The sequence below is a fragment of the Hydrogenophaga sp. genome (assembly GCF_026125825.1).
Taxonomy (GTDB): Bacteria; Pseudomonadota; Gammaproteobacteria; order Burkholderiales; family Burkholderiaceae_C; genus Hydrogenophaga.
Window position 1 is genome coordinate 32980 of the sequence record NZ_JAHCKK010000015.1, and the last position, 24484, is coordinate 57463.

The 24484-nt window shown below is 64.5% G+C and carries 25 protein-coding genes; 8 read left to right on the plus strand and 17 right to left on the minus strand.

Annotated features, from left to right (window positions below):
• Window positions 1-62 precede the first annotated feature (62 nt).
• The 4 genes from KIT86_RS07945 to KIT86_RS07960 are packed head-to-tail and all read left to right on the plus strand — an operon-like array spanning window position 63 to window position 4166.
• Window positions 63-1337: an aromatic ring-hydroxylating dioxygenase subunit alpha gene (locus KIT86_RS07945; protein WP_056272119.1), complete on the plus strand. Its 1275-nt coding sequence runs from the start codon at window positions 63-65 to the stop codon at window positions 1335-1337.
• 46 nt (window positions 1338-1383) lie between these two features.
• Window positions 1384-2364, plus strand: a complete 981-nt coding sequence (locus tag KIT86_RS07950; protein WP_297397049.1) for a tripartite tricarboxylate transporter substrate binding protein — start codon at window positions 1384-1386, stop codon at window positions 2362-2364.
• Window positions 2365-2370: 6 nt separating this feature from the next.
• Window positions 2371-3150: an SDR family NAD(P)-dependent oxidoreductase gene (locus tag KIT86_RS07955; protein WP_056272130.1), complete on the plus strand. Its 780-nt coding sequence runs from the start codon at window positions 2371-2373 to the stop codon at window positions 3148-3150.
• 44 nt (window positions 3151-3194) lie between these two features.
• On the plus strand, window positions 3195-4166 hold the full coding sequence (locus KIT86_RS07960; protein WP_086124705.1) for a PDR/VanB family oxidoreductase: 972 nt from the start codon (window positions 3195-3197) through the stop codon (window positions 4164-4166).
• Window positions 4167-4497: 331 nt separating this feature from the next.
• On the opposite strand, the gene KIT86_RS07965 is transcribed toward KIT86_RS07960, so the two are convergent.
• Complete coding sequence (locus KIT86_RS07965) at window positions 4498-4623, minus strand: hypothetical protein (protein WP_256926968.1); 126 nt, start codon at window positions 4621-4623, stop codon at window positions 4498-4500.
• A gap of 107 nt (window positions 4624-4730) precedes the next feature.
• Window positions 4731-5978, minus strand: a complete 1248-nt coding sequence (locus KIT86_RS07970) for a CaiB/BaiF CoA-transferase family protein (protein ID WP_069047275.1) — start codon at window positions 5976-5978, stop codon at window positions 4731-4733.
• A gap of 143 nt (window positions 5979-6121) precedes the next feature.
• On the opposite strand from KIT86_RS07970, the gene KIT86_RS07975 reads away from it, so the two are divergent.
• From KIT86_RS07975 to KIT86_RS07985, 3 genes are read left to right on the plus strand one after another with little or no spacing between them, the layout of a single operon-like run.
• Window positions 6122-6997 carry an IclR family transcriptional regulator gene (locus KIT86_RS07975; RefSeq protein ID WP_235501286.1) on the plus strand — a complete coding sequence of 292 codons (876 nt, stop codon included), beginning with the start codon at window positions 6122-6124 and terminating at the stop codon, window positions 6995-6997.
• Window positions 6998-7027: 30 nt separating this feature from the next.
• Window positions 7028-7789, plus strand: coding sequence for an enoyl-CoA hydratase-related protein (locus tag KIT86_RS07980; RefSeq protein ID WP_056272141.1), 762 nt, complete (start codon window positions 7028-7030; stop codon window positions 7787-7789).
• On the plus strand, window positions 7728-9203 hold the full coding sequence (locus tag KIT86_RS07985) for an MmgE/PrpD family protein (protein ID WP_297397056.1): 1476 nt from the start codon (window positions 7728-7730) through the stop codon (window positions 9201-9203). Before KIT86_RS07980 ends, KIT86_RS07985 begins: the two co-directional genes overlap by 62 nt.
• A gap of 59 nt (window positions 9204-9262) precedes the next feature.
• Here KIT86_RS07985 and KIT86_RS07990 read toward each other — a convergent pair whose 3' ends face one another.
• From KIT86_RS07990 to KIT86_RS08010, 5 genes are all read right to left on the minus strand, one after another.
• On the minus strand, window positions 9263-10090 hold the full coding sequence (locus KIT86_RS07990) for an alpha/beta hydrolase (RefSeq protein WP_177134598.1): 828 nt from the start codon (window positions 10088-10090) through the stop codon (window positions 9263-9265).
• A gap of 44 nt (window positions 10091-10134) precedes the next feature.
• Window positions 10135-11367: an acyl-CoA dehydrogenase family protein gene (locus KIT86_RS07995; RefSeq protein ID WP_056278144.1), complete on the minus strand. Its 1233-nt coding sequence runs from the start codon at window positions 11365-11367 to the stop codon at window positions 10135-10137.
• Between the two features lie 16 nt (window positions 11368-11383).
• Window positions 11384-11785 (minus strand): Zn-ribbon domain-containing OB-fold protein, encoded by a 402-nt coding sequence (locus KIT86_RS08000; RefSeq protein ID WP_034694630.1) that lies wholly within the window; start codon window positions 11783-11785, stop codon window positions 11384-11386.
• A 5-nt stretch (window positions 11786-11790) separates the two neighbouring features.
• Window positions 11791-12960 (minus strand): acetyl-CoA acetyltransferase, encoded by a 1170-nt coding sequence (locus tag KIT86_RS08005; RefSeq protein WP_056278147.1) that lies wholly within the window; start codon window positions 12958-12960, stop codon window positions 11791-11793.
• Window positions 12961-13082: 122 nt separating this feature from the next.
• Window positions 13083-13565: a MaoC family dehydratase gene (locus KIT86_RS08010; protein ID WP_056278151.1), complete on the minus strand. Its 483-nt coding sequence runs from the start codon at window positions 13563-13565 to the stop codon at window positions 13083-13085.
• On the opposite strand from KIT86_RS08010, the gene KIT86_RS08015 reads away from it, so the two are divergent.
• Window positions 13540-14505, plus strand: coding sequence for an SDR family oxidoreductase (locus KIT86_RS08015; RefSeq protein WP_156775482.1), 966 nt, complete (start codon window positions 13540-13542; stop codon window positions 14503-14505). The two genes, KIT86_RS08010 and KIT86_RS08015, sit on opposite strands and share 26 nt — an antisense overlap.
• An 8-nt stretch (window positions 14506-14513) precedes the next feature.
• Here the strand turns inward: KIT86_RS08015 and KIT86_RS08020 are convergent, their stop codons facing one another.
• From KIT86_RS08020 to KIT86_RS08065, 10 genes are read right to left on the minus strand one after another with little or no spacing between them, the layout of a single operon-like run.
• Entirely contained in the window at window positions 14514-16028 is a 1515-nt protein-coding gene (locus KIT86_RS08020) for an AMP-binding protein (protein ID WP_056278157.1), read from the minus strand.
• A gap of 14 nt (window positions 16029-16042) precedes the next feature.
• Window positions 16043-16909 (minus strand): alpha/beta hydrolase, encoded by an 867-nt coding sequence (locus KIT86_RS08025; RefSeq protein ID WP_297397063.1) that lies wholly within the window; start codon window positions 16907-16909, stop codon window positions 16043-16045.
• Window positions 16906-17601: a transglutaminase family protein gene (locus KIT86_RS08030; RefSeq protein WP_235501454.1), complete on the minus strand. Its 696-nt coding sequence runs from the start codon at window positions 17599-17601 to the stop codon at window positions 16906-16908. The genes KIT86_RS08025 and KIT86_RS08030 overlap by 4 nt, the downstream gene beginning before the upstream one ends.
• 13 nt (window positions 17602-17614) lie before the next feature.
• Window positions 17615-18496, minus strand: a complete 882-nt coding sequence (locus KIT86_RS08035) for an SDR family oxidoreductase (protein WP_056278584.1) — start codon at window positions 18494-18496, stop codon at window positions 17615-17617.
• A 24-nt stretch (window positions 18497-18520) separates the two neighbouring features.
• A complete protein-coding gene (locus KIT86_RS08040; RefSeq protein ID WP_056278166.1) occupies window positions 18521-18955 on the minus strand; it encodes a PaaI family thioesterase in 435 nt (144 codons plus the stop codon).
• Entirely contained in the window at window positions 18952-19428 is a 477-nt protein-coding gene (locus KIT86_RS08045; protein ID WP_056278169.1) for a PaaI family thioesterase, read from the minus strand. The genes KIT86_RS08040 and KIT86_RS08045 overlap by 4 nt, the downstream gene beginning before the upstream one ends.
• A complete protein-coding gene (locus tag KIT86_RS08050; RefSeq protein WP_056278172.1) occupies window positions 19425-20486 on the minus strand; it encodes an MBL fold metallo-hydrolase in 1062 nt (353 codons plus the stop codon). Before KIT86_RS08050 ends, KIT86_RS08045 begins: the two co-directional genes overlap by 4 nt.
• Before the next feature lie 2 nt (window positions 20487-20488).
• Window positions 20489-21634, minus strand: a complete 1146-nt coding sequence (locus tag KIT86_RS08055; protein WP_056278176.1) for an acyl-CoA dehydrogenase family protein — start codon at window positions 21632-21634, stop codon at window positions 20489-20491.
• On the minus strand, window positions 21631-23655 hold the full coding sequence (locus KIT86_RS08060; protein WP_056278178.1) for a biotin carboxylase N-terminal domain-containing protein: 2025 nt from the start codon (window positions 23653-23655) through the stop codon (window positions 21631-21633). The genes KIT86_RS08055 and KIT86_RS08060 overlap by 4 nt, the downstream gene beginning before the upstream one ends.
• A 25-nt stretch (window positions 23656-23680) precedes the next feature.
• On the minus strand, window positions 23681-24478 hold the full coding sequence (locus tag KIT86_RS08065; RefSeq protein WP_069047281.1) for a crotonase/enoyl-CoA hydratase family protein: 798 nt from the start codon (window positions 24476-24478) through the stop codon (window positions 23681-23683).
• Between the last annotated feature and the right edge of the window lie 6 nt (window positions 24479-24484).

The window sequence follows — 24484 nt, forward strand, 5'->3', positions numbered from 1 at the left end:
GTCCGTAAAATGGACTGTAATGTCATGCAGTGGACATGCCGATCAATTTTGGAGACCTGTCTATGAACAAGGAAATGTCTGAAGCGCTCACCCGCGTCGGTCCCGGCACGCGCATGGGCAACCTGATGCGCCGCTACTGGGTGCCGGCACTGGCATCGAGCGAAATCCCCGAAGCCGACGGGCCGCAGGTGCGCGTGCAACTGCTGGGCGAGAAGCTGCTCGCCTTTCGCAATAGCGATGGCAAGGCTTGCCTGATCGGCGAATTCTGCTCGCACCGAGGCGTGTCGCTGTACTTCGGCCGCAACGAGCACAACGGCATCCGCTGCGCCTACCACGGCGTGAAGTTCGACGGCATGGGGCAATGTGTGGACGTGCCGTCCGCGCCTCAGGCTTGCGCGCGCATGCACATAAAGGGCTACCCTTGCGTGGAGCGCGGTGGCATCGTGTGGACCTATATGGGCCCGGCCGATCAGCAGCCCGCACCGCCCGAGCTGGAGTGGTGCACGCTGCCGCCCGAACATGTGTATGTCTCCAAGCGCCTGCAGTACAGCAACTGGCTGCAGGCCATGGAAGGCGGCATCGACACCGCACACGTCTCTTACGTGCACCGCTACGAGGTGGATACCGACCCGATGCACCAGGGAGTGAAGGCGCTGGACTACATCAAGGCCGACGGCAACGTGAAGTTCGAGATCGAGCAGACGCCCTTCGGCCTGAGTCTGTTCGGCCGCCGCAACGGCGAACCCGATTCGTATTACTGGCGCATCACGCAGTGGCTGTTCCCCTGGTTCACGCTGATCGCGCCGTTTGGCGAGCATGCGCTGGGCGGGCATGTGTGGGTGCCGATCGACGACCATAGCTGCTGGGCTTGGAGCATCAACTGGCAGCCTGCCCATCCCCTCACCGACGAAGAACGCACCGCGATGGAAGAAGGTAAGGGCATTCATGTCGAATACGAAGCGCCCGGCAGCTTCATCCCCAAGCAAAACCGCGACAACGACTACTGCATGGACCGCGTGGCGCAACGCGAAGACCGCTCTTACAGCGGCGTGTTCGGCTTCTCCGCGCAGGACTATTCGCTGCAGGAAAGCATGGGCACGATCCAGAATCACGAGGCCGAAAAGCTACTGCCCACTGACAAGGCTATCGTGATGGCGCGCCGCATGTTGCATGAGGCCGCGCTCGGCTTGGCAGATGGCCAGACCCCGCCCGCGCTGGACCCAAGCGCACAGCACGTGCGCCCCGCCGGAGTGCTGCTGCCCAAGGAACAGGACCCCGTTGCGTGGGCACGCGAGCAGCTCGCCGACGCGACGAAAAAACCGGTCTTCAGCCTTTGAGCGACTTCACTTTTCCACCCCACGACAGACAGCACCGGAGACACCTATGAAAACCCACCTGAAACTCGCGGCGGCTGTCGCGCTCGGGGCCTGCGCGGCCACTGCCGCCTGGGCGCAAGGCGCGTCCGACTGGAAGCCCAGCAAGCCGGTGCGCATCATCGTGCCCATCGTCGGCAGCACCAACGACGTGCTCGCTCGCCTGATCGGGCCGAAGCTGCAGGAGGCGCTCGGCCAGCCATTTGTGGTCGAGAACAAACCTGGTGCGGGGGGCAACATCGGTGCATACGAGGTGAGCCGCGCCGCGCCGGACGGCCACACCCTGCTGATCGGCTACAACGGGCCGCTGGCGATCAACGTCACCCTGTTCGACAAGATGCCGTACGACCCCATCAAGGACCTGGCACCCATCACGCTGGCGGTGAAGTCGCCGCAATACCTGGTGGTGAACCCGGCCACCGGCATCACCGATGTGAAGGACTTCATCGCCAAGGCCAGGGCCAACCCGACCAAGTATGCCTACGGCTCGGTGGCCATGGGCAGCGCCTCGCACCTCACCATGGAAATGATGAAGTCGGGGGCGAACTTCCGCATGACGCACATTCCCTACCGCGGCGCCGGGCCAGCCGTGGCCGATCTGATCGCGGGCAACATCCAGGCCGGCTTCTTCGTGCCCGGCAACGTGCAGGGCTTCGTGAAGGAGGGGCGTCTCAAGCTGCTGGCCTCCACCGGCCCGAAACGTTTTCCGAGTACACCGGACATCCCGACTCTCAGCGAGTCGGGGCTGAAGGACTTCGAGGCCACCTCGTGGATCGGTCTGCTCGCGCCGGCCGGCACGCCGCCGGCCATCATCAACCGCTACCACGAGGAGATGGTGCGCATTCTCAACTCGCCCGACATCCAGAAGCGCCTGCACGAGATGGAGTTCGAAATCGTCGCGAGCTCGCCCAAGCAGTTCAGCGACTGGATCGGCACCGAGATCGTGCGCTGGGGCAAGGTCATCAAGGACACCGGCGCCAAGGCGGAGTGAGCCGACATGAGCGCACCCCGACTCGCTGAGAAGACCGCGCTGATCACGGGCGGCGGTGCCGGCATTGGCGCCGCGGCGGCCACGCTGTTCTGTCGCGAAGGCGCGGCCGTGCTGCTGGTGGATGCCGACGCCCAGGCGCTGGAGCGCACCCGCCAAGCCATCGTGCAGGCCCTGCCCGGCGCGCGCGTGCTGTGCGTGGCGGCCAACGTGGCCGACGAGGTCGCCGCGCGCGCCGCCGTGCAGCAATGCAACGCGCAGCTCGGTGGCCTGGACATCCTGGTAAACAACGCCGCCATGCGCAACTACTCGGCCGCCGCCGACGCCACGCCCGCCGAGTGGCAGGCCATGGTGGGCGTGAACCTGGTGGGCATGTCCAACTACTGCGCCGCGGCCTTGCCGGCGCTGCGGCAATCGGGCGCGGGCAGCATCGTCAACGTCTCGTCGTGTTACGCGGTCACCGGCCGCAAGGGCATGGCGCTGTACGACGCGACCAAGGCCGCGCAACTGGCCTACACGCGCAGCCTCGCGTTCGAGGAGTCGTCGCACGGCGTGCGCGCCAACGCGGTGTGCCCCGGTTCCACGCTGACGGATTTTCACGTCGGCCGCGCGCAGGGCTCGGGCAAGAGCGTCGAGCAGCTCAGGACCGAGCGCAAGGATACTTCGCTGATCGGGCGCTGGGCCTCGCCGGAAGAGATTGCCTGGCCCATCGTGTGGCTAGCGTCCAGCGAGGCCTCCTTCATCACCGGGACCACGCTGATGGTCGACGGTGGCTTGCACATCATGTAGCTATTGGGGACATGTTCCCCAAGGTTCTTGTCTAGAACTCCGCAATGTCAACATCCAAGCTTTCTGCACTTGTCTACAACATGAGGCTTGAAGCCCCCGGCGTTGTTAGTGTCGAATTTAGGCCAGCCACACCAGACACTGTCTTCCCACCTCATGCCGCTGGCTCACATATCGACCTTCATCTGGGAAACGGCTTGGTTCGCAGCTACTCGCTGATGAACCCGATCACCGATAAGCAACGCTACGTGGTGGGCGTTCTCAAGGATCGTCAGAGCCGTGGGGGGTCGAAGTATGTCCACGAGAAGGTTCGCGTGGGCGATGTTCTGGACATCTCGGTGCCTCGCAACAATTTTCCGCTGGAAGAACGTGCTCAGCACTCCGTGCTGGTTGCAGGTGGCATCGGCATCACACCTATGCTGTGCATGCTCAATCGACTGGCTTCGCTGGGTCGATCTGCCGAGCTGCTCTATTTCGCTCGTTCCCGCCGGGATGCTGCGTTCTTGCAAGTGCTGGAATCGATGGAGTCAGGCCAGCTCAAAGTGCGGTACCACTTCGATGACGAAGTCGGTGCGTCTCCCGACCTGCCAACACTGCTGGCAGCGTATCCGGCCGATACCCATTTCTATGGCTGCGGCCCCGGCCCCATGCTGGACGCGTTCCAGAAGGCTTGCGACGGTCTGGGATACACCCACGTGCATCTGGAACGGTTCGCCGCCGTGGAACCTGTGGGGACGCCGCCCTTCAACGCCAATGGCTGCACCGTAGAACTGCGCCGGAGTCAGAGGATCATTCAAGTGCCGGCTGGTTCGACCATTCTCGACGCCATGATGGATGCGGGCATCATTCCTAGCTACAGCTGCAAGGAGGGTATCTGCGGTGCCTGCGAAACCAAAGTTCTGGCTGGCGAGGTGGATCACCGGGACAGCATCCTGACACAGCAAGAGCGAGCAGCCAACAAGTCGATGATGATCTGTGTGTCGGGTTGTCGTTCCAATTTGTTGGTACTGGATCTCTAAGACCGGTGTTGTTTGGATAGGTTGCGCGCTTGGCCGGTTTGAACACACCGCCGAGCAGGTCACGAAATCGGGTCAACTCCAACTCCAACTCCAACTCCAAGGTGCCAGTTGTAGTGGTGATTCCAATGGTCCGACGCAGCGGTGTGCTCGCTGGAGTTCTGGTAAGCGAAGCCATAGACCCATTCGCTCAGATCCGACTGGATGAAGCGCTCGACCTTGCCGCTGGTTTGGGACCGCCACGAGCTGGTAATCGGTCACAAATACCCAAATCTTGGCAGGCCTGTGCGAAGTCTCTTAAGCGGAAGGCCGCTCCGTTGTCGATGAGCGGGAGCTAGATGCGCACACCCAGACTGGCGTAGTAGGCGTGGGCGTTGCACGAGAACTGCACCGCGTTGAGCGCCTTCTGGTCGGGGTGGATGTCGATGAACGCGATACGGGCAGGGTCATCAATGGTCAAAAAAGCATCTTCCAGCCCGCTTCATCAACGCTATCCTTGCATTTGCCCATCCACGGAATTGGGGCCCAACGCGCTCACCAGTCGAGTCGCGTTTGATGCCGGAAGCCTCATTCTGACACCTCCGCATCGGCGAGGAGTGGAACCGCTGCGCCACCAACCAGCAAGGACGCCAGCGCAACTGCATCAAAGCCGCATTCGCGCAGCACCGATTCGGTGTGCTCCCCCAATCGCGGCGCGGGCGCCAGCTTGCTGACGTCGTAACCCACCCAGCGCGCTGGCGCGCCAAAGGTACGCATCGCTCCTTCGCTCGGGTGCTCGACCTGACGGAAGAAGCCCACCGCCGCCAAGTGTGGGTCATCCAACAGTGATTCGACGGTGTTCAGAGGCACCGCCGGCACGTCGATGTCTTCGAACAGCTCCAACCAGTGCGCGGTGCTTTGCACGCATAGCGTCTGGCCCAGAAAGCCGTACACCTCGTCAATGTGGCGGGTGCGGCTGGCCAAGTCGGCGAAGCGCGGATCGACCCGCAAATCGTCGCGCTCGATGGCATGCAGAAAACGCTGCCAGTGGCCGTCGTTGTATACCAGCGCGCAGATGTAGCCGTCGCTGGTTTCGTATGGCCGGCGCCCGGGCGACAACAGCCGCACGTAGCCAGCGTCACCACTGGGCGGCTCGAAGGTGCGCCCATATAGGTGGTCCGAAAGCACCACGCTGGCCATGGTTTCGAACATCGGCACATCGATGCGGCAGCCGCGTCCGTTGCGCTCGCGCCCGTACAGCGCCATGGCCACGCTGTGCGCTGCATGCAGGCCGACCATGCGGTCGGCAATCGTCAGCGGCACGTAGCGCGGCTCGCTCGCCCCGCTTTGCTGCTGTAAGGCGGCGATGCCGACCGCGCCCTGGATCAGGTCGTCATAGGCCGGGCGGCCGGCGTAGGGACCGTCCTCGCCGTAACCGTACACGCCGCACCAGATGATGCGTGGATTGATCATCGAGATGCTCTCGTAGTCCAGCCCGAGCCGGGCGATGGAGGCCGGGCGGAGGTTGTGCACGAAGACATCGGCGCCTTCGATCAGGCGCCGCATCGCAGCCGCGCCCTCCGGCGATTTGAGGTCAAGCGCCACGCTGCGCTTGTTGCGGTTCAGGTGCAGGAACAGCGGACCCATGCCGGGATGGCGTCCGGGGCCGATCCAGCGTGTCGAGTCGCCCTCAGGGGATTCAATCTTGATCACGTCCGCGCCATGGTCGCCAAAGATCTGGGTGGCGTAGGGCCCCATCAGCACCGCGCTGAGGTCGATCACCCGCACGCCCTCGAGTGGCCCGGCGGGTGCTGCCTGCTTGTGTTGGCTTGTCATCTGTGTCTCCTCTGATTTCTCGATGCCAGGCTGCCTCAGCGCCGAGTGCTGAGGAAAAACCGGATTGACGGCCGTCCATCCTAACGATATTCTGATTACCAAACAAATGTTCCCATATCAGAACACAAGGAGGCTTCGATTCTATGAACATGCCCACGGCCAGCTTGCGCGAATGCACAGGCATCAATACCCGCGCGGAGGCTTCTCCCATGGCCGTGACCCGCGTGCTGCGGCTGCTGCGGATACTGGCCGACCGCCCTGCTGGCTTGGCCCTGACCCCGTTGTGCTTGGCGTTGAATGCACCAAAAACCAGCGTACTCTCGCTGTTGCGCGGCCTCACGGCGCATGGCTACCTGCAGCGCAGCAATGACCTGTATGAACTGGGCCCCGAGGCGTTCTCACTAGGGGCATCTCTGGTGTCGGCCCGCTCGCTCGACGTTGTGGCCCTGCCCTTCCTGCGGGAGGCAGTGGCGCGATCCGGCGAGACCGCCCTGATCGCCAGAATCGACCGCACCGCAGATCGGCTCGTCTACAACCCGATCTTCGAGAGCACCCGGACGATTCGATACGCCGTGCCAGTCGGCACGACACGGCCGCTGTTTGCCTCGTCCGCCGGGCGCGTGCTGCTCGCGTTCCAGGAAGAGGCATGGCGGCGTGACTACCTGCGCCGGGCCGATCTGCGGGCCATGACCGAGCACTCGGTCACCGACCCGGCGCAACTGGCGCGGATCATCGAGGAAGCCCGGGTGAGAGGGGTGGCGGTCACATTCGGAGAAGTGACACCTGACGTTGCCGGCTTTTCGGCCCCGATCTTCGAACCTGACGGGCGCGTGAACGCAGCGCTGATCATCGCCGCGCCGATCGAGCGCGGTCGCGCCGTCGCCGATGCGCTGCAGCACCTGGTGATGGAACTCGCCGCAAGCATCTCGGGGGCACTCGGCTACCGTGCGGGACCGGAATCGCGTGAGGTGGCAACGAATCAAGCCAGACCAATGCCCCAGACCCGCCGCTCGCGGTAACAGGCACAAACTTCAAAAGGAGACACCCCCATGAACAATGAACTGCTTTACGAAGTGAACGACGGCATTGCCGTCATCACCATCAACCGGCCCGAGCGCCGCAATGCGCTGAATCGCGCCGTGCGCGAAGGCTTTTTTGAGGTCTGGCGCCGCTTCGAAGCTGACGGGCAGGCGCAGGTGGCCATCCTCACCGGCGCCGGTGACAATTTCTGCGCCGGCATGGACCTGGTGGAAGCCGCAGACACTCAACTGCGCATCCCGCCAGCGGGCTTCATCGCCGTGCTCGGCGACAACATCGAGGTCACCAAGCCCGTCATCGCTGCCGTGCAGGGCTATGCCTATGCAGGCGGTTGGCTGCTCTCGCAGATGTGCGACCTGTGCGTGGCCGACGAAACCGCCAAATTCGCCATCACGGAGGCCAAGGTCGGGCGCGGCATGCCGTGGGCCTCGCCGGTCATCCACATGCTGCCGCAGCGCATTCTGATGGAAGTCGCGATGACCGGCGACCCGCTGACAGCGCAGCGCGCCTACGAACTCGGCTACATCAACCGCCTGATGCCCAAGGGGCAAGCATTGCAAGGGGCCAAAGAGCTGGCGACCCGGCTCATGGCCAATGCGCCACTGACGGTGCGCGCGGCCAAAGAAATGGTGCGCCTGTCCACCGAGATGGGCCGCACCGCCGCGCTGCGCGCCTCCAACCGAGCGTTTGATGCCGTCTACCTCAGTGAAGATGCCCTGGAAGGCCCGCAATCTTTCCGGGAAAAGCGCAAACCGGTCTGGAAGGGGCACTGAAATGAGCATGACCACAACCAGAAAACCCGCACCGTCGTCCGCTATCCAAATCGCTGACATCACGCGGGAACTGGCCGCGCGCTGCGCTGCCCTGTGCTACACCGATCTCCCGGAGGACGTGCGCCTGCGGGTCCGGCAATGCCTGCTCGACTGGATCGGGGTGACGCTGGCTGGCGCGTGCGAGCCACTGGTTCACATGCTGGCCGAAGAAGCCCGTGAACAGGGTGGGCATGCCCAGGCCACCGTCGTCGGGCACGCCATGACGACCTCCAGCCGGCAGGCGGCATTGATCAATGGCTCGGCCTCGCACGCACTCGACTATGACGACGTCAACATGGCCTGCACCGGCCACCCCTCGGTGGTCCTGATCCCGGCCTTGCTCGCCCTGGCCGAATCGCGCGGCGCCAGCGGACGCGACTTCATGACGGCCTTCGCCGCCGGCTACGAAACCATGTGCCAGTTGGGGTTGGTGTGCGGCGACGCACAGTATTCCAACGGCTTCCACACCACAGCCACGCTAGGCACGCTCGGTGCGGCCGCCGCCTGCGCACGCTTGCTGCAACTCGATGCCGACGACACCGCGACCGCGCTGGGCATCGCCAGCACCATGGCGGCTGGGCTGAAATCGATGTTCGGCACCATGTGCAAACCCTTGCATGCCGGGCGGGCCAGTGCCGACGGCCTGCAGGCGGCCCAGTTGGCCGCACGCGGCTTCACCAGCCGTGCCGATGCGATTGAATGTCCGCAAGGCCTCATCGCCACGCACGGTGGCACCGCATCGCTGGGAGCTGCGGTGGCCACGCCGAACGGCGGCTGGCATCTGCGCCACAACCTGTTCAAGTTCCACGCCGCCTGTTATGGCACACATGCCGCCATTGAGGCCGCGAGCCACTTGCGCCTGCAACACGCACTGCGGGTTGATGACGTGTGCCGCGTGACGGTGCGTGCCAGTTCCGCCTGCGAGGGTGTATGCAACATCGCGGAGCCGCGCACCGGGCTGGAGGCCAAGTTCAGTCTCCGTCACACGGTGGCGATGGCGCTGGCCGGGGTCGACACCGCCGGATTGGACGCGTTCAGTGACGAAGCCGTATACGCGCCCGAGGTGGTGGCGCTGCGTGATCGGGTGCAGGTTTTGCTCGCACCTCAATGCCCGGATCTCACCCTCAGCGAGGTGGTGATCGAGACTCAGAGCGGCACAGTGCTGCGCCAACGCTACGACAGTGGGCGCCCAGCCAGCGACCTGCTGGAGCAGCAGCAGCGCCTGGAGGAAAAGTTTCGCCGGCTGGTCAAGTCTGTGCTCATACCTGACGAGTGCGACGAGCTGATAGACCTGGTGGCACGGCTCGACGAACTGACCGACCTCTCGCCGCTGGCAGGCATGCTGGCTCGCCAAGCGTGCTCTGATCGACACTAACAGCGTTTATTGGTGCGGGCAGGCTGGCGGGCAGAAAAAAAAGAGACGTGCAATACCCCTCATTGGTCGGCGTTTTTGCTCTCCGCGGAAGGGCTGCGCCCAATGCGGCAAAACAAGCGCTGCAACATGCTCCTGGTCTCCCCACGGGCCCGCTGCTGCGGATGGTGACCAACTCCAGGCAGCGCCGTCACTTCAAGCGGCATCAGACCGTGGCGAAACAAGGCAATCGCGCTGGGCCGCCAGCCATATTCATCGTCATTGCCGAACAACACGGAGACCGGACAACGCACTGCGGCAAGCTCGACGCTCATGTCCCATTGAAGTGCCTGCGGGCTGGCCCAGGGCTCGTACCAGCCCCAGAACATGGTGTCGGTGTTGTCGCCATGGTGGCGACGAAGTTTTTCGCGCAAGCCGTCTTGCTCAAACGCGCGCCGCGCGACGGCCATGGCATCCACCATGAACTGATCCACAGCCATGGTTGGCGAGCAGGCAAAAACGCCGCATACCAGCTCAGGATGCGCCGCCGCAGCCAGCACCGACATGGCTCCTCCATCACTGTGGCCGAACATCAACGCCTTGTGGATTCCAAAGTGGCGCAACACCTCGCCAAGCACCGGCCCAGCCTCTTCACGCCGGTAGCTGGGCTCGCGCCCACCCACCAGACTCTCGGATCGCCCATAACCATACCGGTCATAGGCCAGCACCGGCCAGCCGCTGGCTTCGGCCAACACCTGAGGCAGGTCTTTCCAGGTGGTGATGCAGTCCAGACCGCCATGCATCATCACGATGGTCGGCTGCCCGTTGCCCACATCACCCCAGGTGGTGGCGGCCAGCCGATGGCCTCCCGCAAACAGTTCGTGTTCCTTCATTTCGTTCTTTTTCATCATGTCAATCTGCCTCCGGGTTGGGCATTGCAGAGGATCCACACAGCCTACAGGTCGGCCTGTCCAGTCAGCAGTTGGCGCGCGACGGTGCGGCGCTGGATTTCGCCCGTACCGTCGGGTATGCGCATCACGCGGGCGAAGCGGTAGCCCTCTTCCAGGCGCAGTTCGTTGGTCAGGCCCATGCCGCCGTGGATCTGGATGCTGCGGTCCATCACGCGCCCCAGCATCTCGGTCGAAAATGCCTTGACCATACTGACCTGTGCGTTGGCTGAGCGGCCGCTGTCCAGGCGCCAGGCACAGTTCTGGATCATGGTCTTGGCAGCGTAGATGTCCATCGCGCTGTCGGCCAGCATGAGCTGGATGGCCTGGTGCTCGGCAATGGGCACGCCAAAGGTTTTTCGCACCTTGGCGTAGTCCACCGCCTGGTCCAGCGCCCAGCGGGCCAAGCCCAGGCAGGATGCAGCCATGCCCATGCGCCCGGCGTTGACGCCGTCCATGGCCACCGCCAAGCCGTGCCCGACGTCGCCGAGCCGGTGGTCGTCGCGCACACGCACGCCGTCGAGCACGATGACGCCGGTGTCGCCGCCTAGGTGACCCATGGTGTTGATGATGCGCGGCACTGAAAAACCTGACGCGCGCGTGTCGACGAAGAAACCGGTGACACCACCCTTGTGGCGCGCTGCGGCTTCGGGGTCGGTCAGCGCGAACACCATGGCGTAATCGGCGTAGGGCGAGTTGGTTATCCACTGCTTGGTGCCGGTGAGCACCCATTCGTCACCGTCGCGCACGGCGCGGGTTTGCATGCCGAATACATCGGAGCCCGCATCGGGCTCGCTCAGACCAAAACACAGGGTCTTGTCGCCGCTGGCGATGTCGTCGCGGTACTGCGCGAAGATGTCCGGCTTCAGATGCCGCAGCACAGGCGACAGACCGTTGGTGAAGGGCGAGGGCAGCACCACCGTCTGCACCAGCGGCTGGGCCGGACCCACGCAGTGGTTGAGGCTCTCCTGCACATGGGCCATGACCTGCGCGCCCTGCCCGCCACCACCCAGTTTTTCGTCGCCGAACAAGGTGTAGAAGCCCAGTTCCGCGGAGCGCTTGCGCACCTGCTGGCGCAGCGCCAGCGCCTCGGGCACATAACGGCCGCTGGCGTCGAACAAAGTGCGTTCGCTGCCCAGCAGATCGTGGTGGCGCTGCTGCAGTGGCAGCACTTCGCGCTCCACGAAGCGCAGCACTGCCTCGGCAATCGCCACGGTATCGGGATCGATGGTGAAGTCCATATGGGAAACCTCGGCGCTACAACAGCCGGAACTTCGGCAGCGTGACCTCGTCGGTCACGTCGTCGTACTGCACCGTCACACGCTGGCCGATGCGCACCGCCTCCACATCGTCGGTGACGATGTTGGTCATCATGCGCGCGCCCTCGTCGAGGTCGATCACCGCCACCACGTAGGGGGTGTCGGCCTTGAAGGCCGGACCGGCCGGCCGGCGCGCGATGGTGTAGCTGTAAATGGTGCCGGTGCCGCGCGCATCGACCCATTCGACGGCGTCGGAATGGCAGTGCGGGCACAGGACGCGCGGATAGAAATGGTGCTTGCCACAGTCATGGCAGCGCTTGAGTGTCAGGCGATGTTGTTTCAGGGCGTCCCAATAGGAGCGGCTCTCGCCATCGATGACGGGCAGGGGTTTGTCGTACATGGTGTTCACCGGGTGGAGAGAATGCAAGTGGCACCGCTGGAGAGCGTGCCGCCGGTGCCGTGGACCAGCGCGGTCACGGCGTCCTGGATCTGGCGCGGGCCGCATTCACCGCGCAACTGGCGCACCGCCTCGATCAGCAGGAAGATGCCGTACATGCCGGGGTGTGCGTAAGACAGACCGCCGCCGTTGGTGTTAAGCGGGAATACACCGCCCGGCGCGGTGCGCTGGTTGGCGACAAAGGCTCCACCCTCGCCACGCTTGCAAAAGCCCAGCGCTTCGAGCGTCAGCAGCACGGTGATGGTGAACGAGTCATAGACCTCAACCACGTCAATGGCGTCATGCCGGATGCCCGCCATGGCAAAGGCGTCCCGACCGGCCACTTCGGCGGCCGTCAGGCGCGCTAGGTCGGGCATGGCGGCGATGGTCCAGTGGGTGTGTGATTCGCCGTAACCGCGCACGAACACCGGCTTGCGACCGAGCGCCTTGGCGTGCTCGGCGGTGGTCATGACCAACGCGCCACCACCGTCGGTGACCAGACAGATATCGAGCAGGTGCAGCGGGTCGGAGATCATCGTGCTCTGGAGCACATCCTCGATCGACAGCGGCTCGCGCATGGTGGCCGCCGGATTGAGCGCCGCCCACTTGCGCGTGGCCACCGCGATCTCGGCCAGGTTCTCGGAGGTGGTGCCATATTCGTGCATGTGGCGCTTGGCCGCCATCGCATAGCCGCCCACCGGCGTGGGCATGCCCCAAGGCGTCTCGTACTGCATGGTCAGCACCGCCGGGCGCCCGGCGAGGTTGCGGCTCATCTCGCTCTTCTGCAGGCTACCGTAAGTGATCAGCGCCACCTCGCAGCGGCCAGCCTCGATGGCGGTGGCGGCATGCGCCACATGCGCCTCGAAGGCCGAGCCGCCGATGTTGGTGCCGTCGACGAAGCGCGGCGTAATCCCCAGGTACTCCGACAGCGTCACGGTCGGCAACTGGCCCGGACCGGGCACCCCCCACATACCGGCGGTCAGCAACCCATCGACTTCGTGCATGGCGATGCCGGCGTCCTTCAAGGCGTCGCGGGCGACCAGCGCCTGGGCCTGCAGGACCGACATGGGCGCAAGGACCTTGCCGTCCTTCAGTGGCAGGTCGGCAACGCCGACGATCACAGCTTCTCGTTTTGTCATAGTTGGAAGTTTCCTAGTGTTGAATATCCCGGTCCACCCGGTCTGTACTGTTGATCCGGCCCTTTGACGTCGCGAGTCGTAGACGGGCTGCCACAGGCAAACGACTCACGAAAGTTCAAAATTCATGGAGCCGGAGCAGCAGGCAAAAAAGTAATGGTTTCAGTGAAGTCGGCAATGGTCTCGCCACGCTGATTGATCACCAAATGTTGCAACTCCATCAGGGTGTAGCCGCGCGAGGTCGTGGGGAGCAACCGGGCCTCCCCTTCGACATGAATGGTGTCGCCCGGAAACAGCGCACCGCGCAGGCGCGCCTGTACGCCGGTCATACCGCCGAACGGGCCGACTTCGTGGCCTTTGAGCGTGCCCTTGATGATGCCCGCCACGTAAGTCGCCAGCAGCCCCATGCCTAGCGAGATGACCATCGGGCCGGGCGCAAAGCGGCTGCGATGCGATCCGGTCATGTTCTCCCGGATGTACTCCATGTCGATGAAAAATGGTTCATGCAAGCCGACCACATTGACGAAGGTGACGATGTCGGTTTCGCTGATGGTGCGCCGGTGCGTCTTGAAATGATGCGACTTGGCACTGTCGGTCAGCTTGGTCATTTTGAAGTCCGGTGATGGATGGGGGGTGGTGATGGATGAAAGTGGTCCTCTGCGGGCAATCCCTCGATCGGCCTGTCCCGCTGTTTTGACAAAGTCGGGTTTTTATGTATCCAGCGCCGGAGAACAGCGGATGAACCCAGCACCCTTGACTGGCGGTCCACTTCAGGGCCAGATCGCCCTCGTCACCGGTGCCACGGCCTTCATCGGTCGTGCCATAGCGCTGGAGTTGGCGCGGCGCGGCGCGCACGTGGTCGTCAACGGCCGCAATCCCGAAGCCGGGCAGGCGGTGATCAACGAGATCGCTGCGAACGGCTACAGCGCCACGTTTGAACAAGCCGACCTGACCAATAGCGATGCGGTTCATGCCATGGTGGATCGAGTTGCCGAGCGCCACGGTCGCCTTGACATCCTGGTGGCCAGCGGCGCAGATGCCAGTGCCGACTTGCCGTTCTTTCGCCTTTTCAAGGAAATGCGCGACGGCGGCTTCGACAACTACATCCGCGCCCACTGGCTCACCCGCGTGTATGCGATCCAGGCGGCCGCCCGCGTCATGGCACTGCACGGTCGCGGCAAGATCGTCGCGGTGGGTACCGCCGCGGGCCGCGTGGCCACGGTCGGCGAATCTTTCATTGGCGGTGCCACAGGCGGCATGATGCAAATGTGCCGCGTGCTGGCACGTGAACAGGGGCGCGACGGCATTCGCGTCAACGCGGTGGCGATGAGCTACATCTGGGATGCCGAGCCGCGCTGGGGTCCGGGCTCGCCAGCGCTCGAAGACGGCCATGGTGCGGGCATGATCGAGAACCCGCGCAAGCGCATGCTGTTTCCAGTGCATTGCCAGAACATCGCCAACTCGGCGGCGTTCTTGGCCGGACCGGAGTCCGATGCCATCACCGGCCAGACGCTCAGCGTCAACGGCGGTTTGAGCACACCGGGCTGACATGGCCATCAGGCGCCACCGTGCGCGGCCTTGACGGCCGCGCGGTCAATGCTATCGGCACCGCCCAAGGGGAGTGCCGATACAAACACCACGTGCTTGGGTTTTTTGTAGCGTGCGATGCGACCGCCCACAAACTCGATCAACTCCTCGGCGCTCAGCGTGCACCCCGCCTTCAGCACGCAGACAGCCTTGACCGCCTCGCCCCACTGAACGTCCGGCACACCGAGGACCACCACCTGCGCCAGCGCCGGGTGCTCCATAATGACCCGCTCGACTTCAGCCGGATAAACGTTCTCGCCCCCCGGCTTGATCAACTCCTTGGCCGGTGAACGCCCGCTGTACCAGAGGTAGCCCTCGGCATCGACGCGCCCCATGTCGCCCGTGTGGTGCCAGCCGTTGCGCAGCGTGAAGGCGTTGTCTGCTTCACAGCGCCAGTAGCCCTGGAACACCATCGGCCCCCGCACCACAATTTCGCCGGTGGCGCCTGTGGGCAACGGGCGGTCCAGTTCGTCCACCACCGCGACCATGTTCAGCGCGGTGGGACGCCCGGCGCTGCCGGGGCGCTCGTCAAATGGCGCCAGGCTGACCGAGCCCGAGGTCTCGGTCTGGCCGTAGGCACTCCAGAAGGTCGCCTGGGGACAGGTGGTGCGCAAGCGCGCGATGGTCTCGGGCACATCGATCCCCGACACCACGCGCAACCTGGCCAGTGAAGAGCCTTGGGCGGCTGCGGCGTCCAGCAGGGCACCCAGCATCGGTGGAAAGGTGCCGATCAGGCTGCCCCCGTCCTCGTCGATATGTTTGACCAGACTGGGCGGATCGAAACGTGTCAACAGCAGCGTCGCCCCGCCCGCCTGCTGCGTGGCCAGCATGAAGCCGATGGCGGCCACGTGAAACAGCGGCAAAACGCCCAGATTGACGTCCGTCGGCGTCAGGTGCCAGGCCAGTTGCGTCTGCAGGCTGGCGGCAATCAGGCCGCGGTGCGAGAGCAGCGCGCCGCGCGGCCGACCGCCCACGGCGGCGGTGTGGATGATGAGCAAACCGCTGTCGTCGGCCAGACCGGGCAGATCCGCCGCCTGCGTATCGCACTCCCGATACAGCTCACTGACGGGTTGCCATGGCGCTGGCGCGGCGCCCAGCGTGTAGCGCAGCGTGTCGTCCAAACCGCGCTGCGGCAGCAGGGCCTGGAATTCATCGGCCACGATCAGCACCCGCGGTGCCACGTCCTCGATGACATAGGCGACCTCCTCGGCCGACAGCCGCCAGTTGATCGGCACCACGATCGCGCCCAACTGGGCTGCGGCGCCGAACAGATCGACGTATTCCAGGCAGTTGGGGGCCAGTATCGCCAGCCGGTCACCCTGGCCCACGCCTGCGTCCGCCAGACCGGCTGCCAGGCGCGCTGTGCGCCCGGCGTACTGGGCGTGCGTGATCCGCTGATTGCCGAACACCAGAGCGGTGTTCGATCCGTACAACCGCGCGTTGCGGTTGATGAGATCGTGCAGCGTAAAAGATCGCAAACTCATTTCAGGCTCCTGGTTCAGATTTCACCCGACGGGGACTGTGTCGACGGCATCACTTCGTGCAGAAACGCCGCCACGCTGGCGGCGAAGGCGTCGTTGGCATCACCAGCGATCATGTGACCAGCACCCTTCAGATCGATAAAACGCGCCCGCGGCAGGGTTTGCACCAGGGCGCGCGCATCTTCTTCGCTGATGACGTCGCTGCGCTGGCCGCGCAGCAGCAAAGTGGGCGCCTGCAGGCCGCGCAAAGCGCGCTCGTAGCCGTCCGCATCGCGCCGGTGGTTGTGGTTGGCCTCGCTCATCAGTTGCGGGTCCCAATGCCAATTCCAGAGACCTTGCGCATTCATGCGCAGGTTTTTCTTCAGCCCCTCAACCGGTCGTTCCATGGGTCGGCCCCGGTAGGCGGCGATATGCTGGGCGGCCTCTTCAAGTGACGCAAAACCATCGGGCCGAGCCCGCATGAAGCGCACGATGCGCTCGACACCGACTTCTTCCATGCGCGGCGCAATGTCCACCAGCACCAGCGCGTTGATCGGCGGCGCATCGGCGCGGCCCACGGTGGCCATGCTGATGAGGCCACCCAGCGAGGCACCGACCACCGCCAGCGGTGTGCCCAGTTCGCGCCAGATGCAGCACATGGTGTCGGCCAGCGTCTCGATGCGGTAATCGCCATCCTTGGCCCAGGCACTGTCGCCGTGGCCCGGCAAGTCCAGCGCCACGGTGTACCAACCCGCATCGCCCAGCACCTGTGCCGCCTTGCCCCATGCATGGCGGGTTTGCCCGCCACCGTGCAGCAGCAACACCGTGGGCGCGCCGACTGGGCCATAGACGTCGGCCACCAGAGAGCCACCGGCAAAGCCGGGAAATTCCCGGCGCGTCGTCATGATGACGGCCCCACTTCCTGCGCGAAGTCGGCCCCGCTGTCCGCGGTCTGTCCCCAGTCGGCGAAGGTTTTGTAATGTGCGCGCCAAGAGGCCAGCAGTTCATCGCGCGGCAAGTCGGCGTAAGTGCCGTGGTCGTGCACATACTCCATGTGCCTGCGGCCGCTGACATCGAATTCATGAAAGACCGAATCGGCGCGGCCATCGAATTCCAGTGGATGGATACCGGCCTTCTCGCACAAGGAGCGGTTGAAGGCGGGCGTGGCCTTGAGCCACTGCCCGTCAACCCACAGCTCGGTGTAACCGTGAAAGACGAACAGATCGGTGCCCATCATGTCTTGCAGGCGCTTGCTGCTCAGGTGGTTGCGAACGTCGGCATAGCCCAGCCGTGCCGGCACGCCCAGGACGCGGGCTGCCGCTGCCAGCAGCGCCGCCTTGGGCACGCAAAAGCCACGCCCGGCCTCGATCACGCGACTGCCCTTCAAACCCTCGACCGTGGTGTCAAAGCAGTAGGGGTCGTAGAGAAACTCGTCACGCACGGCGTAATAGAGCTTGACTGCGATCTCGCGCGGCGCCATGGCAGGGTCGGCCACCCGGTGCGCGAACGCGATCACCGCCGAGTGATCGCTGTCCACGTAGCGGCCGGGCGCGAGATAAGCCGACGGATCGTTCGAAGGGGTGATTGGGGTTTGCATAGTCACTTCCATGTCATTGATCCTTGACGCTCAGGCACTTTGGCGGTTCGGCCAGCGCAAAGCCATTGAAGGGTTTGGATCGATCATGAGCCTGCAATTTCCAGGTCGGTCGGGCATTGGGCACGCCACCATCGACCCGAATGCAAGAACCCGTGATGAAAGCCGCCGCCTCGCACAGCAAAAACACAATCGCCGCCGAAATCTCGGCCTCGGTGCCATAGCGTTGCAGCGGCACCTTGGTCTTCAGGCTGCGCAGTTCGGCCTGCATCTCGGGGCTGTAGGTATCAAAGCCGCTGCTGGCAATCCAGCCCGGTGCCACGGCGTTGACACGCACGCCGGCGCAGGCCCATTCGCAAGCCGCCGTCTCGGTGAACGACAGCATGCCGGCACGCGCCGCACCGCTGTGCGCCATGGTCGGCATGCCGCCCCAGATGTCGGCGATGATGTTGACAATGGCGCCGCCATGGAACTCCATGGACTGGTTGAAGGCTTCGCGCGCCACCAGGAAGCCGCCGGTGAGGTTGCTGCGCACCACCGCATCCCAGCCCTTCAGGCTGATGTCCTTGACCGGCTGCGGGTACTGGCCACCCGCGTTGTTGACGAGACCATCGATCTTGCCGTGCTGTGCGATCACGTCGGCGATCATGGCCTTGACGCCCGCCTCGTCGCGAATGTCGCAAGCGTGGATACTGGCCCGGCCGCCGGCCTGCGTGATTTCAGCTTGCACAGCTTCCAGCTTCTCGACGCGGCGACCGACAAGCGCGACGCTGGCCCCTAGGTTGGCCAGTTCGTGCGCGGTGCAGCGGCCAATGCCACTGCCACCACCGGTGACGATAACGGTTTGACCAACAAACAGGCCAGGGCGGAACACGGAACGGTAGGTAGATTGAGACATGATGGACATTTCCTTTCTGCACCCTCAGGCTCGCAGCATGAAATTGCCGTGGCCAAGGGCGATGGGCTTATCGGGGCTGGATTGCCATGCCTGGATGCGCAGGTTCGCCACACGCTGGCCCAGCTTGACCATCACGACGTTGGCATAGGTGTCCTGCGGACGGCCCGAGCGCAGGTAATCAATGTTGAAATCGATGGTCTTGGGCAAGTCCCGGCTGTCCATGTGCCACAGCAGGTAGAACAATCCGGCGCATTCCAGAAACCCTCCGGTGGCACCGCCATGCAGAGCCGGCAGCATGGGGTTGCCTATCAGTTTTTCCTGGAAAGGCAAGACGCAGGTGAACTCCTCGCCCTTGACATCAATGCGCAGGTCCAGAAAACGCGCAAAGGGCACCGCCTGGATCACTTCGCTCCAGTCACCCTGGGCGCGCGCATGGTCAATTTGTTCGGTCCATTTCATCGTGGCACATCCTCGTTGCGCAATACCGGTCGCCCGGAAGTAAACATGTAAATGCCGACTGCGGTGGCTATTGGGTCGTCCAACGTGTCGTGGTAAGCGGCGCCACGGACGAACGCCAGTTCTGCAGTCAACTTGTAGCAAACGGCTCCCCCCAGAATCGCCCGCCCGGGCGTCGCGGGCTTGAGGTAGTCGATGCGCAAGTCCAGCGTGGCCATCGGCCGTATCTCCGGCAGCTTGACGAAAATCGCGAATCCGAGCGCGGCGTCGAGCAGCGCAGTGATGACTCCGCCATGCAAAACCCTGGTCTGCGGATCGCCCACCAGTGCTTCCTGGTACTCGACTTTGAGCACGCACCAGTCGGTGTGCACCGCGTGCGGCAGGAAGCCCAGTTCGCGGTTATACGGCGACACATGGGCGAACTTTTGCCATCGCTTGGCGATTTCTTCTTCTTTGATGATGTGTGTTTCTGTCATCTCGACATGTCTCCAGACAAGGTGAGGGTGGGCTCTTCGCTGGCCGCCGTCACCGGATACCAGCGGGTCGCGGCTGGCGTTTCTTCATGGCGCACATGGCCGGCACGCTGCAGCCACAGCAGGTGCGCCAGGGTTTCGCCCATGGCCAGGTAAGCATGCAGCGGGTCGCTCTGCGCGCCATAAACGGCGTAGCCGAGTTCGGTGGCATTCATGCCCCCCTCGCCCAGACGCGCCAAGAACTTGCGCAGTGCCCTCTGGTGGTGCGCCACCAGTCCATGCGCGCGCTCGACCCCGGCGTGGTAGACGCCGTGGTGGGCTGGCAAGACGTACTCGATGTCCAGTCCCGCAATGGTGCGCAGGCTATCCAGGTAACGTGGCAGCGGATCGGTTTCGCCATAGGGCCAGACACCAATGTTGGGTGTGATGCGCTCGAGCAACTGGTCGCCCGTGAGCAGCAATTTCAGCTTGGGCTCGTACAAGCAGATTTGGGCAATGCTGTGTCCACCAAGCACCAGCACGTCGAAAGCATGATCGCCGATGTGCAAGGTCTGGCCGGCTTCGAGCGGCTCGACGCGAGTCGGCACGGCACAGGCCATATTGCTTTGCAACACCCCGCCCACCACCTGATGCGCATCTTCCGGCGCCACCCCATGGCGGCACATGAAGTCGATACAGTAAGCGCGGTCATCGATGCTGACCACGTGCGTCTGCCGCGCCACCGCCACCTCCTCCTCGCGCATCAGGATCGGAGCCCCGGTGCGCTCGTGCAGCCACACCGCCAGCCCGAGGTGGTCGGGGTGGTGGTGCGAGACGATGATGCGCGTCAAGCCAGCCGCCAGCGGGCCTTCCAATGCGCGCAGCCACAAGGCCCGCGCCGCCTCGCAATCGGCACCCGTGTCGAATAGGCACCAACCCTCGCTGTCGCGAATCAGGTAGATGTTGACGTGGTCGATGCCATAGTCCACCGGCAGCGTGAACATCAGGATGCCGGGCAGGACCTCCTTCAGAGGCAGCTCGACCAACCCGTCAATGACTGAAGTAGCTCGAGAGGTGCTCATGTTCACAACCGTTTCGCCACTTCTTCGAGCATGACCTCGGTGGCACCGCCACCGATAGCTTGGACGCGTGCGTCGCGCACCATACGCTCGATCGCGGCCTCGCGCATGTAGCCGAAGCCGCCGTGGAACTGCTGGCAGTCATAGACCACATCGTTGACCAGCTCGCCGCACAGCGCCTTGACCATCGACACCTCCTTGACGCAGTCGCGCCCCTGCGCGTCCAGCCAGGCCGCGTGGTAAACCAACTGGCGGGCCGCCGCCACCTGCGCTGCCCGCATGGCCATGCGCTGGCGAATCGCCTGCTTGTCCCACAGCGTGGCGCCGAAGGCCTTGCGCTCGCGCACATAGGCCAGCGTCAGCTCGATCGCGCGTGCGGCCTCGCCCATCACCTGCGCACCTAGCACCATGCGCTCGTTCTGGAAGTTGCGCATGATCTGGTAGAAGCCCTTGTTCTCTTCGCCCAGCAGGTTGGCGGACGGCACGCGGCAGTCCTCGAACACCAGCTCGGCGGTGTCGCTGCACAGCCAGCCGCTCTTGTTGAGCGCACGCCCGACCCGAAAACCCGGGGTGCCCTTCTCGACGATGAAGATCGAGATACCGCGCGAACCCTTGGCGCTCGGATCGGTCTTGGCGGCGACAAAGTACACGTCGCCATGCACGCCGTTGGTGATGAACATCTTGCTTCCGTTGATGACCCAGTGCTCACCGTCGCGCACCGCGCGTGTGCGGATGCCGGCCACGTCGGAGCCGGCATCGGGCTCGGTGACCGCCACAGCGCAGATCTTCTCGCCACCGATGATGGGCGGCAGGTAGCGTGCGAGCTGCTCTGGCGTGCCAAAGTTGGCCAGGTGCGGCGAGGCCATGTCGGTGTGCACCATCACCGTCACGGCGAAGCCGCCGTAAGTGGAACGGCCGAGTTCTTCGGCCAGGATGGCGCTGTACACGGTGTCGAGTTTCGAGCCGCCGTACTTTTCGTCGTAGCGTATGCCCAGATAGCCCAGTTCGCCCATCTTGCGCAGCAGCGCGCGCGGCACCATGCCCTGATCTTCCCAGAGCGCGGCGTGCGGCACTACTTCCTGCTCGACAAAGCGGCGCAGGTTGTCCCGGAACTGCCGGTGTTGCTCGTCAAAATAAATCGGCTCGTTCATTGCTTTTCCTCGGATTCGATTGTTTCCATGATCGCCAGCACATCACCACCGCGCACCGCGTCGCCGACGCGGCAACGCAGCTCGGCCACACGTCCCGGCGCTACCGCGCTCAGCGTATGCACCATCTTCATAGCTTCCATCTGCACCAGCGTGTCGCCCGCGTTCACACTCATGCCTACACTGACCTGCACCTGCGTCACCAGACCGGGCATGGGGGCGAGCAGGAGATTGCCGCCCAGCTCATCGGCACCCGCCGCGCCCTTGAGTGCGCGCTGCCAGCGATCGAGCCGGCGCCAGGCCCACGTACCGCTCAGGCCAGAGAGCCACACGCGTTCGCCTTGCTTGGCGTGCTGCTCCACCGCCACCGTGAAGCGAACCGTCAGGCCGTCGCACTGCAACGCCAGGGTGTCGCCGACCAATACCGCCGCCAGGGTCAACTCCCGATCGCCGACGCACACACGCCAGCTGTCACCCTGCGGCGAGACGCTGACTTCATGCACGCAGCGCTGCTCGTCTTCGAGCAGCACCTGTGTGCTGCCAGTGCCACTCCCAGCGCCGGCCGCGCGCCAGGCCCCGAGCGACTGCCAGGCCGAGCGCCCGGCCGTCGCCTGTTTGATCAGCACGCCGTGCACGGCGGCAGCCGCGATGGCCAGCCCATCGTCCGTGCGCGGCTGCCAGCCTGTGGGAAAGGCGCGTTCGATGTAATGTGTGGTGAGTACTTGCGCGAAGTGGTCATGGCGCAGCAGATCGGCCAGAAAACCGAGGTTGCTGTGCACGCCGAGCAGCACCGTGTCGTCCAATGCCGTGGCGAGCCGCCGTGCGGCGGTCGGCCGGTCGTCGGCATGGGCAATTACCTTGGCCAGCATGGAGTCGTAATAAGGCGTAACGTGACTGCCGTTGCGCATGCCGCTGTCGACCCGAACGCCCTCGCCGCGCGGCTCGCGGTAGTCGATCAGGGCGCCGATCTCGGGCGCGAAACCCGCCGCCGGATTCTCCGCGCAGACACGCGCCTCGATCGCGCAGCCGCGCTGCGTCAGGTCCGGCTGGGCGAAGCCGAGCGGCTCACCAGTGGCCACCCGCAGCTGCCATTCGACCAAATCGATACCGACCGTCAACTCGGTCACCGGGTGCTCGACCTGCAGCCGGGTGTTCATTTCCAGGAAGAAGGTGTCGCCGCTGCGGCTGTCGTGGATGAACTCGATGGTGCCGGTGCTGTCGTAGCCGATGGCGTGCCCGATCGTCAGCGCGTGCGAAAACAGGGCCTCGCGCACGGCGGGAGGCAGGTGTGGCGCGGGCGCTTCCTCAATCACTTTCTGGTGGTTGCGCTGGATCGAACATTCGCGCTCGAACAAATGGACCAGATGCCCGTGCTTGTCGCCCAGCAACTGCACTTCGAGGTGGCGTGGCTCGTCGAGGTAGCGTTCCAGCAGCACGCGGTCGTCGCCGAACGAAGCCTTCGCTTCGCGTCGCACGGTATCCAGCGCGGCCGAGAAGTCAGCCGCGCTGCGCACCACCCGCATGCCCTTGCCGCCGCCGCCGGCCGAGGCCTTGATCAGCACCGGGTAGCCGATGCCCCCGGCCGCCGCCTGCAAGACCGCAGAGTCCTGGTCGTCGGCGTGGTAGCCCGGCACCACCGGCACGCCGGCTCCGAGCGCGATGCGCTTGGATTCGATCTTCGAGCCCATGCGCCGAATCGCTTCGCGCGAGGGGCCCACAAAAATGAGCCCGACGGCTTCGCAGGCGTCAATCAGGGCCAGGCTTTCCGACAAAAAGCCGTAGCCCGGATGGATGGCCTGCGCACCGGCGGCACGCGCCGCGGCCACGATGGCAGCGGCATCAAGGTAGCTGCGCGCGGCCTCCGGCGCTCCGATGCGCACGGCCGTATCGCACAGGGCCACGTGCAGCGCCTCGCGGTCGGCGTCGGAATAGACCGCCACCGTGCGCAAGCCCATGCGGCGCGCGGTGCGGGCGATGCGGCAGGCGATCTCCCCGCGATTGGCAATCAGGAGGGTGTTAAACATCAGTCGCACGCCTTCATGCCAACACTCAGACCTGCCGCCACACCGGCAGCCGCTTGCCAAAAAAGGCTGCAATGCCGTCGCGCCCTTCTTCGGTTTCCCAGGCGTCGGCCAGCTTGTCAGCGGTGTAGATCATGTTGGTGGGCAGATCGTGCGCCTGCACATAGGCCACCAGCTTCTTGGTGGCCGCCACCGCGCCGGGCGCGCACTGCAGCAGGTCGGCGAGTTCGCGTTCAATGGCCGCGTCGAGCTGATCGGCCGCCACCACTTCTGAGAGCAGGCCCAGGCGCTGCGCCTCTGCCGCGCTCATGCGGCGCGCCGTCAGAAAGGTGCGCCGGGCGTTGGCTTCACCCATGCGCGCCACAACGTAGGGCGCGATGTTGGCCGGCAGCAGGCCCAGGCGCACCTCGGTCAGCGAGTAGATGCCGGTATCGACCGCGATCGTGATGTCACAGACAGAGATCATGCCGACGCCGCCGCCATACGCGGGGCCATTGATGCGGCCAATGACGGGCATAGGCAGCTCGTTCAGGGCGCGCAGCATGAGCGCCAGATCGCCGCTTTCGCCCACGCGCTCGGTCCGGCTCTTTTTCATGTTGTCCTGCATCCAGCCCAGGTCACCACCGGCGCAAAAGGTCTTGCCGGTGCCGGTGAGCACCACCGCGCGCACGCCCGGCGCTACGGCCAGCCAATCGACGGCACGGCGCAACTCGCTGATCAGGGTGGCGTTGAGCGCGTTATGAGTGTCGGGGCGGTTGAGCGTGAGGCGGGCCACGCCGCGCGCGTCGACGACCAGTTGCAGGGTCTCGTAGGTGGGGGTGTTCATAGAGGT

Coding starts and splice junctions, on each gene's coding strand:
- KIT86_RS07945 (WP_056272119.1), top strand. CDS start 63: ATGAACAAGGAAATGTCTGAAGCGCTCACCCGCGTCGGTCCCGGCACG.
- KIT86_RS07950 (WP_297397049.1), top strand. CDS start 1,384: ATGAAAACCCACCTGAAACTCGCGGCGGCTGTCGCGCTCGGGGCCTGC.
- KIT86_RS07955 (WP_056272130.1), top strand. CDS start 2,371: ATGAGCGCACCCCGACTCGCTGAGAAGACCGCGCTGATCACGGGCGGC.
- KIT86_RS07960 (WP_086124705.1), top strand. CDS start 3,195: ATGTCAACATCCAAGCTTTCTGCACTTGTCTACAACATGAGGCTTGAA.
- KIT86_RS07970 (WP_069047275.1), bottom strand. CDS start 5,978: ATGACAAGCCAACACAAGCAGGCAGCACCCGCCGGGCCACTCGAGGGC.
- KIT86_RS07975 (WP_235501286.1), top strand. CDS start 6,122: ATGAACATGCCCACGGCCAGCTTGCGCGAATGCACAGGCATCAATACC.
- KIT86_RS07980 (WP_056272141.1), top strand. CDS start 7,028: ATGAACAATGAACTGCTTTACGAAGTGAACGACGGCATTGCCGTCATC.
- KIT86_RS07985 (WP_297397056.1), top strand. CDS start 7,728: ATGCCCTGGAAGGCCCGCAATCTTTCCGGGAAAAGCGCAAACCGGTCT.
- KIT86_RS07990 (WP_177134598.1), bottom strand. CDS start 10,090: ATGATGAAAAAGAACGAAATGAAGGAACACGAACTGTTTGCGGGAGGC.
- KIT86_RS07995 (WP_056278144.1), bottom strand. CDS start 11,367: ATGGACTTCACCATCGATCCCGATACCGTGGCGATTGCCGAGGCAGTG.
- KIT86_RS08000 (WP_034694630.1), bottom strand. CDS start 11,785: ATGTACGACAAACCCCTGCCCGTCATCGATGGCGAGAGCCGCTCCTAT.
- KIT86_RS08005 (WP_056278147.1), bottom strand. CDS start 12,960: ATGACAAAACGAGAAGCTGTGATCGTCGGCGTTGCCGACCTGCCACTG.
- KIT86_RS08010 (WP_056278151.1), bottom strand. CDS start 13,565: ATGACCAAGCTGACCGACAGTGCCAAGTCGCATCATTTCAAGACGCAC.
- KIT86_RS08020 (WP_056278157.1), bottom strand. CDS start 16,028: ATGAGTTTGCGATCTTTTACGCTGCACGATCTCATCAACCGCAACGCG.
- KIT86_RS08025 (WP_297397063.1), bottom strand. CDS start 16,909: ATGACGACGCGCCGGGAATTTCCCGGCTTTGCCGGTGGCTCTCTGGTG.
- KIT86_RS08030 (WP_235501454.1), bottom strand. CDS start 17,601: ATGCAAACCCCAATCACCCCTTCGAACGATCCGTCGGCTTATCTCGCG.
- KIT86_RS08035 (WP_056278584.1), bottom strand. CDS start 18,496: ATGTCTCAATCTACCTACCGTTCCGTGTTCCGCCCTGGCCTGTTTGTT.
- KIT86_RS08040 (WP_056278166.1), bottom strand. CDS start 18,955: ATGAAATGGACCGAACAAATTGACCATGCGCGCGCCCAGGGTGACTGG.
- KIT86_RS08045 (WP_056278169.1), bottom strand. CDS start 19,428: ATGACAGAAACACACATCATCAAAGAAGAAGAAATCGCCAAGCGATGG.
- KIT86_RS08050 (WP_056278172.1), bottom strand. CDS start 20,486: ATGAGCACCTCTCGAGCTACTTCAGTCATTGACGGGTTGGTCGAGCTG.
- KIT86_RS08055 (WP_056278176.1), bottom strand. CDS start 21,634: ATGAACGAGCCGATTTATTTTGACGAGCAACACCGGCAGTTCCGGGAC.
- KIT86_RS08060 (WP_056278178.1), bottom strand. CDS start 23,655: ATGTTTAACACCCTCCTGATTGCCAATCGCGGGGAGATCGCCTGCCGC.
- KIT86_RS08065 (WP_069047281.1), bottom strand. CDS start 24,478: ATGAACACCCCCACCTACGAGACCCTGCAACTGGTCGTCGACGCGCGC.